We start from the raw sequence: 13939 nt of genomic DNA, 5'->3' as shown, positions 1-13939 counted from the left end.
GAAGGCAAAAAAGGCGACTACCGCGAGCAGGATAAAATGAGGGCGCTGAGGCGAAAAACCCCGCATGGCCATCCGCGCATCCGCAATTTATCTCTGCCCCGACGGCTCAGGGCCGCCGCCGGCTGCTTGCTGCGATAGCGGCCAATGGCTCCGACCGGCGCATTTTTCCTGGAGGCAGTTTCGTGTCCGATATCGTGAGCAGACCCAACAATCCCCTGTTCGGCGCAAATCGCCTGAAGATCGGAATCTTCGGAACCAATGGGAAAGGCTCCGCCCATACGCTGGTGCCTGAAGCATTCAAGCCAAGCTGGGACAATGTCCTCAACACGGCACGCATCGCCGACGATGCCGGCTATGAGGCGATCGTCGCCTACGCGCGCTGGAAAGGCTATATCCAAGGCCGCGTCTCGCACCCTTCCGGCATCATTCTCGATCCCTTCACCTACGCGGCCGGCGTCGCGCAGGCGACCTCGCATGCGGCGATCTTTGCCACCAGCCACGCACCGACGATCCATCCCATCGCCGCGGCCAAGCAGTGTGCCACGATCGACATCATCTCCAACGGCCGTCTGGTGCTGAATGTGGTCGCAGGCTGGAACAAGCCGGAACTCGAGATGTTCGGGGCGCCGCTCAAGGAGCATACCGAGCGCTACGAGCATCTGGCGGAATGGCTGCAGATCATCGAGCGCCTGTGGAGCGAGAACGAGGAGTTCGACCATGAAGGCAAATTCTTCAAGATCATCAAAGGCATGTCGATGCCGAAGCCGCTCCAGGCTCCGCGCCCACCGATCATGAGTGCCGGCGGTTCGGATACCGGGCGGCGCTTCGCCTGCGAACATGCCGACATCTGCTTCCTGCTCCTGCATTCGGAGGATCCGAAGGAATGGGAGCAGCAGATCTCGGCCTACAAGAAATTCGCGCGCGAGGAATTCGGCCGCTCTGTGCAGGTCTGGACCTATGCGCCGGTTGTCCAGCGGGACACGATGAAGGAAGCGCAGGACTACCTCCACCACTACGCCGTCGAAAACCAGGACAAGGACAGCGTCGACGGCTGGATCGCCGGCAATGCCGCTACGGCGAAGGGCATGTCACCCGAAACCTTGCAGAACCTGAGAACACACTTCGCCGCGGGCGGCGGCGGCAACCAGCTCGTCGGCACTGCCGACCATATCGCCGAAAAGCTGCACCAGCTTTCCGATGCGGGCCTCGATGGCATCCTCTTCACCTGGGTGGATTTCATGGACGGCCTCCAGCGCTTCAACCGCGACATCATGCCCATGCTGGAGATGCGCGGGCTGCGCGCACCGTTCAAAGCCTCGGCCCAACACGCCGCATAAGGAGATTGCAAATGGACGCGAACACGCAAGCGAACGTCCCGGTGTCGCGCGAAAGCGCGTTGCCCGAAAAGAAATACATCGACGTCGGGGGCATTCGCACCGCCTACCACGAATCAGGCTCGGGGCCAGAGACGATCGTGTTCGTCTATGGCGGCAACTTCGGCGGCGCCGAAGCCTCGTCCAGCGCAGCTGTGTGGAACCTGAACTTCGTGCCGTTGTCGCAGAAATACCGTGTCATCGCATTCGACAAGCTCGGCCAGGGCTATACCGGCGTGCCGCTTCGCGACGAGGACTATACGATGTCGGCGGTGGTCGCTCATGCGCGCGACTTCATCAGGGCGCTGAAATTGCCGCCGGTCCATATCGTCGGCCATTCGCGCGGCGGCTTTGCTTCGGCACGGCTGACGCTCGAATGTCCGGAACTCATCCGTTCGCTGTCGATCGTTTCCAGCGGCACGCTGAGCCCCGGCGTCGGCACGAACGAAGTCACCCTGGCAAATCCGCCCTTTCCGCCGTTTACCCGCGAATCGGCGCGCTGGGTCTACGAAAACTACTGCCACAGGCGTGAGGTCGTCACCGAAGAATGGCTCGACGTCGTGATGGATGTGCTGAGCCAGCCCGAATATCGCAAGGGGGTGGCGAAGATGGTCGACGAGAAGCTCGGCGTGCGCCTCTTCCTGCCCGACCTTGCGCGCTACAAGCGCGAGACGCTCGCCTGGATCAATGAAGGCCGACTGCAGCGTCCGACGCAGATCGTCTGGGGTTTCAACGACCGGACCGTGGTCGCGGAACGTGGCGTCGAGATGTTCAACATGGTTTCCGCCCATGAGCGCCGCACCACGCTGAACATCGTCAACGAGGCCGGACATTTCGTCTATCGCGAGAATCCCGAACGCTTCAACGCGCTGCTCGACAGTTTCGTGAACCTCTACCGCGTATAAGGATCCTGGGATGACCAAGCTCACCGAAACATCGGCCACGATCGGCGGCGTCCAGACCCGGATGCTGATCGGCGGCATCAACAGCGGCCCGACGACCATCCTGCTGCATGGCGGCTCGCCCGGCCTGTCGCCCTTCTGCGGCGGTGCGCATCTGTGGGGCGACATTCTTGACCGGCTCGCCCGCGACCGAAGGCTCATCGTACCCGATCTCCTCGGAAGCGGCGGCACCGGCGCCGGCGACGGACCGCTCACCGTCGAGCGCATGGTCGCGCATGTCGCGGAACTCGCCAGGGCGACGGCGAAGGAACCCGTCCATCTTGTTGGCCATGACCTCGGCGGGCTGATCGCGCTGTGGACTGCGATCAACGCGCCGGAGCTGATCGCCGCGCTGACGATCGTCGCCAGTGCGGCAGCATCACCAACGGGCGACGGCGTCGAGAACCTTTCACTGCTCAGCCCGCCGCGGCCGCTGTGGTCGCGCGAATCGCAGGCATGGGCCTATGATCGCCTGTCGTACAGCCATCATCATATCGACAATCAACTGCTTGACCCTTCTGTGGCCGCAGCCGAACTGGCGGGGCACAAGGCCTTTGCAAAGTCCGAAGCGGCAGCGTCCGACAGCGACCTGTTCGTTTCCGTCATGCGGGCCAAGTCGCGATTCTTCCGGGTCGCGCGCGAGGACGGAATCCGGGTCCCCACACAGATCATCTGGGCCAAGAACGATCCGCTCGTATCGGTCGACCACGGCATCTGGCTCTACCGCATCATCGCGGGAAAGCAGCCCGCCGCGCATTTTCACCTGATCAACCGCAGCGGCAGCTTTCCCTTCCGCGAACAGCCTGACGAATTCCTGCGTGTCCTCACCGCGTTCCAGGACGGGCTGATCGCCGAGGCGGCATAGCGAGCTGCGGCAAGCGCTCCCGAACGAAACAGGCGGCCGAGACGGCCGCCTGTTTCGTTGCATTGCGCGCGGCGCAATCCGTGGGATCGACAGTGAAAGTCGTCAGGCTGCGCTGTGCCGCTTCAGCGTCCATTCGGCAATGTCGCATTTACGGGTGAAGTAAACGCCCTCGTGCCCGCTCGCATAGGAAAGCATCTTCTCGATCGTCGGGATCAGCGTCGGCCGGCCGGCCATGTGCGCGTGAAGCGTGATGTCGATCGATTTCGGCCCGCCCTCGCAGGCCTCCGCATAAAGTGCGTCGAACGTATCCTTGAAGCCTTCCCACATCACGCTTGGCGCATTGCGCGACAGCACCCATTGGGTGATGTCGTTGGTGGCGAGGCTCTGGCGCGGCATCATCACGAATGGTCCGGCGCCGCTTTCGACGACGAAGGGCAGGTCGTCGCTGAGATCGTCACCGTTCCAGAGATAACCCTCCTCCCTGAGAATGCGGATCGTGTGATCGGACCCGGTGCTGCCAGGGCTGGTCCACCCGACCGGCCGGACGCCGCCGGAGGCTTCCGTCAGCACCTGCGTGCACCGTCGGATCTCGGCCCGCTCGGCGTCCTCGCCGGCATCCTTCACATAGATATCGTTTGCCCAGCCATGCCCCATGACTTCGTGGCCTTCATCGACGATCGTCCTGACGATGTGCGGGTGACGTTCGGCGGCGAGTCCGTTCGTCGCCATCGAAGCCTTGGCGCCATGGCGGTCGAGCAGGTCGAGCAGGCGCCATATGCCGGCCTTCCATCCGTAGTCGCCGTAGGACAGCGAGAGCAGGTCCTTCTTGCCGGGCGTGGCGATGTAGTTGAACTGGCTCTGATACTGAAACGCCTCGAAGGGAACGCCAATGGTGATGGCGAGCTTCTGGTCACCGGGCCACGACCACGCGCGCGGAAAATATCGTCTTTTACTCATGGGCGGGATTCCTTCTTGCGAATGCGGTGCGAGGCATGGTTCGGAGGCGTGATGCCGCACGAAAGCCCGCCCAATTCCATGCGAACAGTCTAGGCAGTCCGGTTTCGGCTAACAACGCGCGCGGCCTTCGCCGCCTTTGCCATAGTGCACCAGATCTTGCGCGAGACCGAACACGCAGCCGAGGGCCGGAGCCACCCGGGGCAAAAGCGTCGCCTCATGCCCGTATTAATTTCACGAGTCCGAAATCCAGCCTATTGACCGTACACATATGATATGTATTCATATCAATATGAATTTGCAGGACTGAGGGAACCGGCCTGCTGCCAGCGACAACCGCCACAAGAGCGGAAGGCTGCCAAAGCCGGGAGTTCTTTCGGATACCGGACCAATCTGTGGAGCACTGCATGGCTATCAGCACGGTTTACCGACCACTCACCCTGAAACCGCAGCCGAGGCCGGCGCTGGTTCCAATCGCCAATCTGGGCAGCGTGGAACTCGTTACATTGTCGCTGGACAAGTCAAACGCCATCGAGCAACTGACGGAACTGGCGTATACGAGGGCCGACAAGTTCGTCCTAGTCCTGGTCGAAAGCGGCAGCATTTCGGTAACCCAGCGCGGGCGGCAATGTCGCTTGCAGGAAGGCCAGTACGCCCTGTTCGACTGCAGCAGCGCGGTGGGGTTCGCAGGCGTCAGCGACTACAGGGTGCTCGGCATCTTCATCCCCAGCTTCCTGTTGCAGGCCCGGTTACGGAATGTGCCGATGATCCTCGCCAGGCCGCTTTCCTGCACCGGCTCGCCCTGGCGCATAGCCTCGAATCTGGTGCGTATGCTGGCGAGCGAGATCCGGCACATTCCGGCGCCGATGGCCTATGGCTACGCCAGCCAGGTGGTCGAGATGGTCAGCATCGCAGTCGAGGCCGACACACAGATCGCCGGGGATTCCACCGGCCGCAACGCGATCTTCAAGCGTTGCACGGCCTATGTGAAGAGCCACCTCGCCGACTGTTCGCTCGATCCTAACAAGATTGCCGATGTGATGGGTATTTCGGTGCGTTACCTTCACAAGGTGTTCCAGGAGTCCGGCGAATCGGTTTGCGACTATCTTCGCTCGACGCGGCTGGAGACGTCGCGGCTGGAACTCGCCGATCCGCAGAAGGCATCGATCCAGATCCGCGAGATCGCGCATCGCGCGGGTTTCCGGAGCCAGGCGCATTTCGCCGCCGCCTTCAAGCAGCGCTACGGTATTTCCGCGACCGAATGGCGGAAAGCCTCGGCCGAGAAGCGCGCCTCCGATCTGCTTCAGGTGGCCGTCACGGCGCAGGCCGCCTGATCGCAGCCTGCGGCTGGCCAGCATATCGCCCCCCATTGGCTGACACAAAAAGGCGCGCTCAAATCGGGCGCGCCTTTTTCTTTGCCTGCCATCCTATTTCGCGGGGACATGGGTGCGCCGACCAGCCTCGGCCCGGCGCACACGCTCATGCAGCGTTGCGAAGTCCCGCCTTAGCCAGGATCGGCACCACTTTCTCGACGAAGACCGGCAGATCTGCGAGATAGTTGAAGAAGCCGATGCCGGCTCCGGCAAAGCCGGCGTCATGCAGCGCGATCAGCTGATCGGCGATGTCCTGCGGCGTGCCGATCAGCGGAAAATTGGTGTTACCGCCGGCGATCCGAGAACGGAGCTTGTAAAGCGCCTCCGGCAGCATCGCCTTGGTCTGGCGCCCTGCCAGCCAGTAGTCGACGCCGATATTGTCGGCATTATCTTCCGCGTAATAGCGATGGAAGGCTTCAGCCTCTTCGCGCGTGTCCCGGCAGACGACATAGGAGACCGCGATCGGCCTGATCGGCTCGGACCGTCCCGTCGCCTCGGCCTGCGCCGCAAGCGTAGCCAATTCGGTGCGGCCGGCCTCGACATCCTCCATTACCGTCAGCAGATAGTCGGATGTGTCGATCGCGAACTTGCGGCCCGCTGGCGAATAGGCGGCCGAGATCACCAGCGGCCACGGTCGCTGCACGCTTTCGGGCATGGCAGATGCCCGTTCTATCTTTGGAAAATGAGTGCCGTGGTAGTCAAAGGGCGCCTCGGCGCCGGCCGCGAGCCGCGACCAGATGTCGAACCATTCGCGGCCGTGCTGGTAGCGCTCGTCATGCGGCAGTTGCTCGATGCCGAACATGTCGAAATCGTCCTGGTTCCAGCCGCAGACGATGTTGAGGCCAGCGCGACCATGCGAGGCATGGTCGATCGTCGTCATCATCTTGGCGGCGACGCCCGGGTGGATGATCGGGGTATGGACAGTGGAAAACAGCCCGATGCGCTTCGTATGGCCGGCAAGGGCAGCCGCATGGGTCAGCGTCTCGAAGGAATGCGTGCGCTGCGGTATCTCGCCGGGCATGCCTTTCCAGCGCGCATAGGGCAGGAGGAAATCGAGCCCGGCCTCGTCCGCATAGCGTGCCATCGCCACGATGTCGTCCCAGCGCGCCGTCCAGCGTTCGGGAGCCTTGGTGATGGTCACGCCGCCGTCATGGAGATAGCCGAACAGGCCAAGCTTGAAAGCCGAACCGCCCTGCATGAAAGTGCTTTTTTGCATAGCAGACTCCTGGCGCGGAAGCCGCAGGCGATCCACGCTAACTAATTGTATCGGATGATTTATCTGTCTTCCGCTGAAAAGCGGAAACCGGCTTTCGCTGCAGCGAACCAAAAATTGGCCGTCGGCGTATCCGCAGCCGCTAGGTGGCAAAGCCTTCCAGTTTCGCGGCCCAGCGCGCGATGTCGCCCTTGCGCGGAAACCACACACCTTCGTGCTGGCGGGCATAGGCGATGCATTTGCGGACGGTCGGGATCAGCGTCGGGCGGCCCCCCATATGGGCGTGCAGCACGATCTCGACCCATTTCGGACTGCCCTTCTGGCCTTCCGAATAGAGCTCGTCGAACGTGTCCTTGAAGCTTTCCCAGATGACGCTCGGCGGATTGTGCGACTTGGCCCACATGATCAGGTCGTTCTGCGGCATGTTCACACGCGGCAGGATGATCATCGGTCCGTTCCTGGTTTTCCGGCTGTAGGGTAGGTCGTCATCGGCCTGGTCGCCATTCCAGAGGTAACCCTCGCCGGCCAGGAGGTCGAGCGTGTTGTCGGAGCCGGCCGAGCCCGGGCTCGTCCAGCCCACCGGGCGCACGCCGGCAGCGTCGGTAATCGCCTTGGTGACGCGGCGGATCTCGTCGAGTTCCTTGGCCGGATCGCCGTCCTCGTTGAGCACATCGTTCTCCCAGCCATGCGAAACGACCTCGTGTCCTGCATCGGCAACGGCGCGGACGGCTTCGGGATAGAGTTCGGCCGCCTTGCCGTTTGTCGACATCGACGCCTTGATGCCGAGTTCGTCGAGCAGGTCGAGGATGCGCCAGATACCGGCGCGCGCGCCGTATTCCGCGTAGGACAGCGAAAAATGATCGGTCTTGCCGGGACGCGACTCCAGAGTCAGCTGGCTCTTGTGGCGAAACGCTTCAAGCGCGAGATTGACCGAAACGGCGATCTTCGCGTTGTCCGGAAGATGCCAGTTCTTCCTGGTATTGTCCCTGATGCCCATCCGGCTTCTCCGTTCTCGATGTTCTTCGGCGTGTTTCAGACAAAGACCGGGGAAACGGCGGGATAGAACCGTTCCATGTCGACCCGGTAGCGTTCCATGATCTCTGCGTTCAGCGCAGACGGCGGCGATTGGTTAAGTGCGATCAGCGGCGCGTAACGTGTGCCGCCGATCTCCTCGCCGAACGACTTTTCGGTGCGTGCCAGCAACGCGGCATCGGTCAGGTAGTCGATGGCGGTTGCCGCCAGCGCCTTGGCACCGGCGATCCCGCCCCTGTGTGCGATGGAGGTGGCGAGTGCTGCGCCTGCCGACCAGTGATGGAACGGCAGACCGGGTACGTTGGCCGGAAACCAGACGCGGCCCATCGGCACCTTCCACGAGATGTCGCCGCAATCGTTCGAGGCCGCGATCTGCCGGGAGGTGCTGGAAAAAGGCGTCGCGGACGGTCGCAGCCCGTCATCCTTCTTGCCGGCGGCGCGCTGCAATTCGCGCGCGAAAGCCTGTTCGCCGGCGGTCCATGCCGGCATTCCGACCGCGTCGATATTTCGCTGGATGGTCTCGGCCACCGTTCGGTTGAGCCGTACCGGCCACACCGCCGCCCTTATGCTCGTCTCCACGGTGCAGCCTGTCATAAGGGCGGCGCCCTCGGCGATCCGCTTCGCTTGTTCGAACAAAGGGTTAACGCTGTCGGCACCCGGCCCGCGAAGATACCACCAGACCGAGGCACGGGAGGGGATGACGTTCGGCTGTTCGCCGCCATGCGTGACGACGCGGTGCATCGACAGTCCGGGCAGCATGTGCTCGCGGAACTGCGCCATGCCTACATCCATCAGCACCAGCGCGTCGAGAGCGTCGCGGGCGTCCCACGGCGCGACCGCAGCATGGGCGGCGCGGCCATGGAAAACGAAATCGGCCGAGATCGCCGCGCTCTGGATCAGGCCGTGATCCGATCTGAACTCGTCGAGAATGTGCGGATGCAGCGCGATGTCGACATCGTCGAAATAGCCGTCCCGCACGAAGTAAGGGCGGCTGATCAGCTGCTCTTCCGCAGGCGCTCCGAAGATGCGTATCTCGCCTAGCAGGCCATGGGTCGCCATGGTGTAGCGCAACGCCAGTGCCGCCGACACCATGCAGGCCGCATTGACGTTGTGGCCTTCGCAGTGGCCCGGGGCGCCCGGCACGATCTCCGACTGTTCGGCGACGCCCGACTTCTGGGAATTGCCCGGATTGGCATCATATTCGGTGTGGATCGCCACCACCGGCTTTCCCGAGCCGTAGCGCGCGACAAAGCCCGTGTCGAAACCAGAGGGCTTGCGATCGACAGCGAAGCCATGGGTTTCGAGAAGATCGCACATGAGCGCGGCGGAGCAGTGCTCTTGCATGCCGAGTTCGCCGAAATAGAAGATCGCATCGCTGAGTTCGGCGAACGCTTTTGCGTTGCGCTCGATGAAGTCGTGCGCGGTGCTTTTCACGTCCCTGGCGGCGGCCGTCATCGTTGCGCCTCCCGGCCGGTTACGGCATCAATTCGCGCGGAACCGCCGGACGGCAAGGGAAGGAGCTCACGGATCAGGGTATCGGATTGCGTGAGATCGCCTTTCTCTACAGCCTGGATCAGCTTCACGAGTCGGCGCAGCACCGGTGTCGGAACGCCGTTTCGCAGCGCGATCTCGACGACGGGGCCAATCTGGTTACCGATCTCGGTGGCACGACGGTGCACCGCGATGTCGCGCCACATGCCTGAATGAGTTTTCGGGCTGCCGCGCAGCAGGTCGGCCATGGCATTCATGCTGCGGCTCGCCGCCGCCGCCGTGGCGCCAGCGGCAAACGCATCCGGCTCGAAACCGTCGAAGCCTTTCGGCGCAACATTCTCGGATGCCGCCACCGCGACGATCTCGCCGGCAAGGCAGCGCCAGACCGGTTGGAACTCGCTTGCCGAAAACAGCTCCACGAGCGTCGCTGTTCCCAGCGCCGTCCCGTAAAGGAGCGCAATGAAGCCGAGCTTGCCCCAGAGGTAGCCCCAGATATCGGCTGTCACTTCGACATCGGGCTCGAAATCGGTCATCAGCCTGCCCAGTGCCGTGGCGCGATCGCTGATCTGGCCGTCTAATTCACCGACACAGAATTTCGCGCGCTGTCCGAAGCGGATTTCTCCTGGGCCAATCAGGTCCCCCATGAAGCCGACCAAGGCGCCCATGGTGCGCGAGCGGCCCAGGAGCTTTTCGATCACCGTTTCGCACAGCCCATTCTGCAGCGAGAGCACATAGCCATTCTCGGCAAGATGCGGCCGAAGCTGGAGGCAGGCCGCCTCGGTAGGTTGCGCCTTCACCGCAAGTGCAATGAGCGGCCAGCGGCCGTCGACTTGCTGCGGCAGCAAGGCAGGCGCGCGGCACACGAATTCGTCGACAGGCCCAACGATGCGCAGCCCCTCCCGACGGATGGCGGCAACATGGGCTGGCGAGGCGTCGACGAGGGTCACGTCGTGGCCGGCGCGCCACAGATAGGCGCCTACTGTCCCGCCGATAGCGCCGGCGCCCCAGACGAGTATCCGCTCGCCCATGGCTCAGCCGCGCGAAAGGAAGGAGAGAAGACCGCGCTTGCGGCTTGGCTGCCCCTCCCCCTTGTGGGCGATCCGGGCGAGCGGATCGAGGATGAAACGCTCGCCGATGATGACGAAGGCGACGATCCACAGGCAGATGGCGATGATACGGTCGATCTCACCGAGATCTTGCGAAAGCTGCATCAGGTAGCCGATGCCGGAATGCGCGCCGAACAGCTCGGCGATCAGGCTGATCTTCCAGCAGACGCCGTAGGAAATGCGTACCGAGGCCATGATGAAGGGGCTGAGCAAAGGCAGTTCCACGCGCCAGAAGACCGCCCAGCGCCGGCGGCTGAAGGAGCGCCCCATCTCGACTTCCTCGGTGCCGATTGCCTTTGCACCCTCGGCGACATTGACGAGGGCGAAAGGCAGGATGATCAGGACCTGGACGATGAGCACCGCCTGCGACGTCACTCCGAACCAGACCGTGCCGAGAATCGCCCAGGCAATGCCGGGGAACGAGCTGAAGAATGGCACCAGCACGTCGTCGACGATGCCGCCCAGCCAGGGCAGGTAGCGCGGCAGGATGCCGATCAGGCTCCCGAAGAACGTGGCCAGCACGACGGCCGCGAAGATGCGCGCGGCCGTGATGCCGGCATTGGTCCAGAATTCGGCGCTGACGCCGAGCTCGAAGAACGCGCGGGCCACTACTGCGATGTTCGGAAAGACGCCCTCCGGCAGCGAGAGCGACGTCAGCCACCAGGCCACAAGCACGGCGACGATCAGGAGATCGGCCACCAGGCGCTCTTTGGAATAGACGAAGGGAAGCGAAGCGCCGCGCTCAGACATTGTAGGTCTTTCCGATCCGGTGCTGGAGCCGGGCGAAGATCAGCCTGTCGGTGATGAAGACGACGATCAGGATCAGCGCGACGACGGCAAAGATCATATCGGTCCAGTAGCGCTGGCGCGCCACGCTGATGACGGCGCCAAGGCCAGGCGCGCCGCACAGAAGCTCGACGATCAGCACGATCTGCCACGACACGCCGAAGCACAGCCGCAGCGTGGCGAACAGATAGGGAAACATCATCGGCAGCATGACCAGCCCGATGCGGCGGCCCGGCTGGCGGCTGAAGCTGACCGACATCTCGATCGCGTCGCGGTTGAGCTCGCGCAGGCCGGCGCCGATGTTGATGACGGCGAGAGGAAGCATCGCAGCCGCGGAGGAGAAGACAACCGCCTGGCCGTTGATGCCGAACCAGATCAAGGCGAGAAATGCCCAGCCAACCCCGGGAAAGGAATTCAGGAACGGCGCCATGCGCCGATAGACGGCGCCATTGAGCACAGGAAAGAAATAGGCCAGCAGTGCGATCGCCAGCCCGAGACCAAAGGCCAACGTGACCGACAGCAGCACATGCATCAGCGTTGCGCCTGCGTAGGCAAGAAAGCCGGGATCGGACCACATTGTCATGAAGCGTGACGCCACACGCGCCGGACTCGGGATCAGTACCGGCGGCATGAAGCTCGAATAGACCTGCCAAACCGCCAGCACCGCCAGCAGGAAGACAAAGATCGCGATGCCGCGCCCGGTCACGAACCTCGAAACCGGGCTGGCCACAGCAACCGGCTCTTCGGCCGCCGCGCGTTTCTTGTCATTCACGCTGTCTTCCACGATTGCCATTCTATCCTCTGGTTGCCGGCCCCATCGTCCGGCATGGCGATCCGCCAGCCGTCATGGCCAGCGGATGCCGCGGACTGCCGATCGCCTACTCGGAGATCGCGTGTTCCCACATGAACGGCTCGACGTCGGTCGGAGCCTTCTGCAGCACGCCGAGCTTTTCGCCAGACTGCCAGGCCTTCAGATAGACAGCTTTGTCGGTCGGTCCGACGGCGAAGGGCATGCCGGCATAGGTTGTGAACCAGCCCTTCAGGTCGTCCGGCGTCATTTTGTATTGCGGCGCTACATCGGCGAAGACTTCGTCCTGATGGGCCAGGACATACTCCGCCGATGCCCTGAGGAGCTTCGCGGCAGCGACATAGGCTTCCGGCCGCTCTGCAATCTTGTCCTTGTAGCCCATCTCGAGGACGGTCGGCATCGGGCCGCCATACATCTCGTTCAGGTCGGTGGCGCCCTGAAGAACCGAGCGGTATTTTCCCGACTTCTCCATCTTATAGGCAAGCACGTTGGAGAAGGCTACGGCGTCTACCCGGTCGCCCTCCAGCGCCGCTTCGAACTGCGCCGCCGGAATCTCCACCCAGGTGAAGTCGCCGCCGATGGCGGATGCGTTGAAGCCATATTTTTCACTTAGAACGGCCCGCCGCGACACCACGTCCTGCGCCTCGAGCGAAGTCACAGCGATACGCTTGCCCTTCAGGTCCTGAGCGGTCTTGATCGGGCTGTCTGCCTTGACCCAGAGGTCCGTGGTGTGATTGGCCGCGCCCGGAATATGGCGGATCATCGTGCCGATGATCAGCGGATCTATCCCGGCCTCCGCCATCTGCGGAATGGCGAGGACGCCGTTCGGGATGATGTCGTACTGCTTGGTCATCGACGCCTGAATCATGGCGGGGATGGGCATCAGATCGACGGTGATCTCCACGGACGGATCGCTGACCTTTCCGTTCATCACCGCCCACAACGCCGAATGGTAGCCAGGATCCGAAATACCCGCGACGGTTATCTTCTCCGCGGCAAGCGATGCGACGACGCTCCCAAGTCCGATTGCCGCGCCGAGCGCAGCCGTAATTAACAAACGCATGTGATACTCCCTGTTGTTCTTGAGTTCCCGGGTGAAGCTGACGGCTGGCCGCTCATTCGTGCTGCGCAGTTCCGATAAGCTGGCGCAGCTGATCGTGCATGAGCTTGAGCGCCGGGTCCTCCAGGTTGCGCGGACGCGCCTGGGCGACCTCGATGATCGAGCGGACCTTGGTCGGCTTGCCCGACAGGACGACGATCCGGTCGGCAAGCTCGATCGCTTCCTCTACTTCGTGGGTCACGAAAACGATGGTCTTGCCCGTCTTCTTCCAGATCTCCACGATCTCGGCACGCATGCGATGGCGCGTCATGACGTCAAGTGCGGAAAATGGCTCGTCCATGAGGATGATGCGGGGATCGACCGCCAGGGCGCGCGCGATCGAAACGCGCTGGCGCTCGCCACCGGAGAGCATGCCAGGCATTTTCAGGCGATCCTTGCCGAGGCCCACGAGTTCAAGAAGCGACCGCGCCTTGTCGCGCATGTCGTCGCGGGAGACGCTGCTCCCGAACCGGAGCTGCTGTCCGAGCACCACATTGTCCTCGGCATTGCGCCAAGGCAGCAGTCGGGGTGTCTGGAAAACATAGGCGATTTCCTGCCACGCCTCGGCCGCCGGTCGGCTGCCAACGGTGACCTCGCCAGAATCGACCTTGAGCAGGTCGCCGATGACGCGCAGCAAGGTCGACTTGCCACAGCCGCTCTGGCCGACAATGCAGAGGAACTCGCCGTCGCGGATGCTGAAAGACAGCCGATCATAAACCGTCTCGCCGCCAAACGCGATGCTGATCTGCTTGAGTTCGACTATAGCATTCAATTTGTCGCCTCTCTCAAGTGCCGGACAGATATGGAAGGCAATTCGCATTCTTGGCTCTAGCCCGGACGCTAGTTTTGGCCGGGGACCGAGTCACCTGCGAACCGGATGCGACAAAACTTTAGTGCG

The 13939-nt window shown here is 62.8% G+C and carries 13 protein-coding genes; 4 read left to right on the top strand and 9 right to left on the bottom strand.

From position 1 onward, the window contains the following. Positions 1-182 precede the first annotated feature (182 nt). The 3 genes from ACSBOB_RS03815 to ACSBOB_RS03805 are packed head-to-tail and all read left to right on the top strand — an operon-like array spanning position 183 to position 3179. A complete protein-coding gene (locus ACSBOB_RS03815) occupies positions 183-1337 on the top strand; it encodes an LLM class flavin-dependent oxidoreductase (RefSeq protein WP_442581143.1) in 1155 nt (384 codons plus the stop codon). 11 nt (positions 1338-1348) lie between these two features. Next, a complete protein-coding gene (locus tag ACSBOB_RS03810; protein ID WP_442581142.1) occupies positions 1349-2278 on the top strand; it encodes an alpha/beta fold hydrolase in 930 nt (309 codons plus the stop codon). 10 nt (positions 2279-2288) lie between these two features. Continuing rightward, a complete protein-coding gene (locus tag ACSBOB_RS03805) occupies positions 2289-3179 on the top strand; it encodes an alpha/beta fold hydrolase (RefSeq protein ID WP_442581141.1) in 891 nt (296 codons plus the stop codon). A 102-nt stretch (positions 3180-3281) separates the two neighbouring features. On the opposite strand, the gene ACSBOB_RS03800 is transcribed toward ACSBOB_RS03805, so the two are convergent. Beyond that, a complete protein-coding gene (locus ACSBOB_RS03800) occupies positions 3282-4136 on the bottom strand; it encodes a polysaccharide deacetylase family protein (protein ID WP_442581140.1) in 855 nt (284 codons plus the stop codon). Positions 4137-4540: 404 nt separating this feature from the next. Between ACSBOB_RS03800 and ACSBOB_RS03795 the strand changes: the two genes are divergently transcribed. After that, the gene (locus tag ACSBOB_RS03795) at positions 4541-5467 is read left to right on the top strand and encodes a helix-turn-helix domain-containing protein (RefSeq protein WP_442581139.1); all 927 of its coding nucleotides are present in this window, start codon (positions 4541-4543) and stop codon (positions 5465-5467) included. 145 nt (positions 5468-5612) lie between these two features. On the opposite strand, the gene ACSBOB_RS03790 is transcribed toward ACSBOB_RS03795, so the two are convergent. From ACSBOB_RS03790 to ACSBOB_RS03755, 8 genes are all read right to left on the bottom strand, one after another. Beyond that, positions 5613-6722 carry an LLM class flavin-dependent oxidoreductase gene (locus tag ACSBOB_RS03790; protein ID WP_442581138.1) on the bottom strand — a complete coding sequence of 370 codons (1110 nt, stop codon included), beginning with the start codon at positions 6720-6722 and terminating at the stop codon, positions 5613-5615. Positions 6723-6861: 139 nt separating this feature from the next. Beyond that, a complete protein-coding gene (locus tag ACSBOB_RS03785) occupies positions 6862-7716 on the bottom strand; it encodes a polysaccharide deacetylase family protein (RefSeq protein WP_442581137.1) in 855 nt (284 codons plus the stop codon). A 35-nt stretch (positions 7717-7751) separates the two neighbouring features. Beyond that, complete coding sequence (locus tag ACSBOB_RS03780; protein WP_442581136.1) at positions 7752-9206, bottom strand: amidohydrolase; 1455 nt, start codon at positions 9204-9206, stop codon at positions 7752-7754. Continuing rightward, positions 9203-10270 (bottom strand): ketopantoate reductase family protein, encoded by a 1068-nt coding sequence (locus tag ACSBOB_RS03775; protein ID WP_442581135.1) that lies wholly within the window; start codon positions 10268-10270, stop codon positions 9203-9205. The genes ACSBOB_RS03780 and ACSBOB_RS03775 overlap by 4 nt, the downstream gene beginning before the upstream one ends. 3 nt (positions 10271-10273) lie before the next feature. After that, the gene (locus ACSBOB_RS03770) at positions 10274-11098 is read right to left on the bottom strand and encodes an ABC transporter permease (RefSeq protein ID WP_442581134.1); all 825 of its coding nucleotides are present in this window, start codon (positions 11096-11098) and stop codon (positions 10274-10276) included. Beyond that, positions 11091-11927, bottom strand: coding sequence for an ABC transporter permease (locus ACSBOB_RS03765; protein ID WP_442581133.1), 837 nt, complete (start codon positions 11925-11927; stop codon positions 11091-11093). Before ACSBOB_RS03765 ends, ACSBOB_RS03770 begins: the two co-directional genes overlap by 8 nt. An 85-nt stretch (positions 11928-12012) precedes the next feature. Continuing rightward, positions 12013-13005 (bottom strand): ABC transporter substrate-binding protein, encoded by a 993-nt coding sequence (locus tag ACSBOB_RS03760; RefSeq protein WP_442581132.1) that lies wholly within the window; start codon positions 13003-13005, stop codon positions 12013-12015. Positions 13006-13057: 52 nt separating this feature from the next. Next, positions 13058-13813: an ABC transporter ATP-binding protein gene (locus ACSBOB_RS03755; RefSeq protein ID WP_442581131.1), complete on the bottom strand. Its 756-nt coding sequence runs from the start codon at positions 13811-13813 to the stop codon at positions 13058-13060. Positions 13814-13939: the final 126 nt, after the last annotated feature.

Origin of the sequence: Mesorhizobium sp. KACC 23794 (assembly GCF_052180275.1) — a bacterium.
Taxonomy (GTDB): domain Bacteria; phylum Pseudomonadota; class Alphaproteobacteria; order Rhizobiales; family Rhizobiaceae; genus Kumtagia.
Note: the sequence above shows the minus strand (reverse complement) of the source record. Positions and strands in the feature narration are given on the sequence as shown.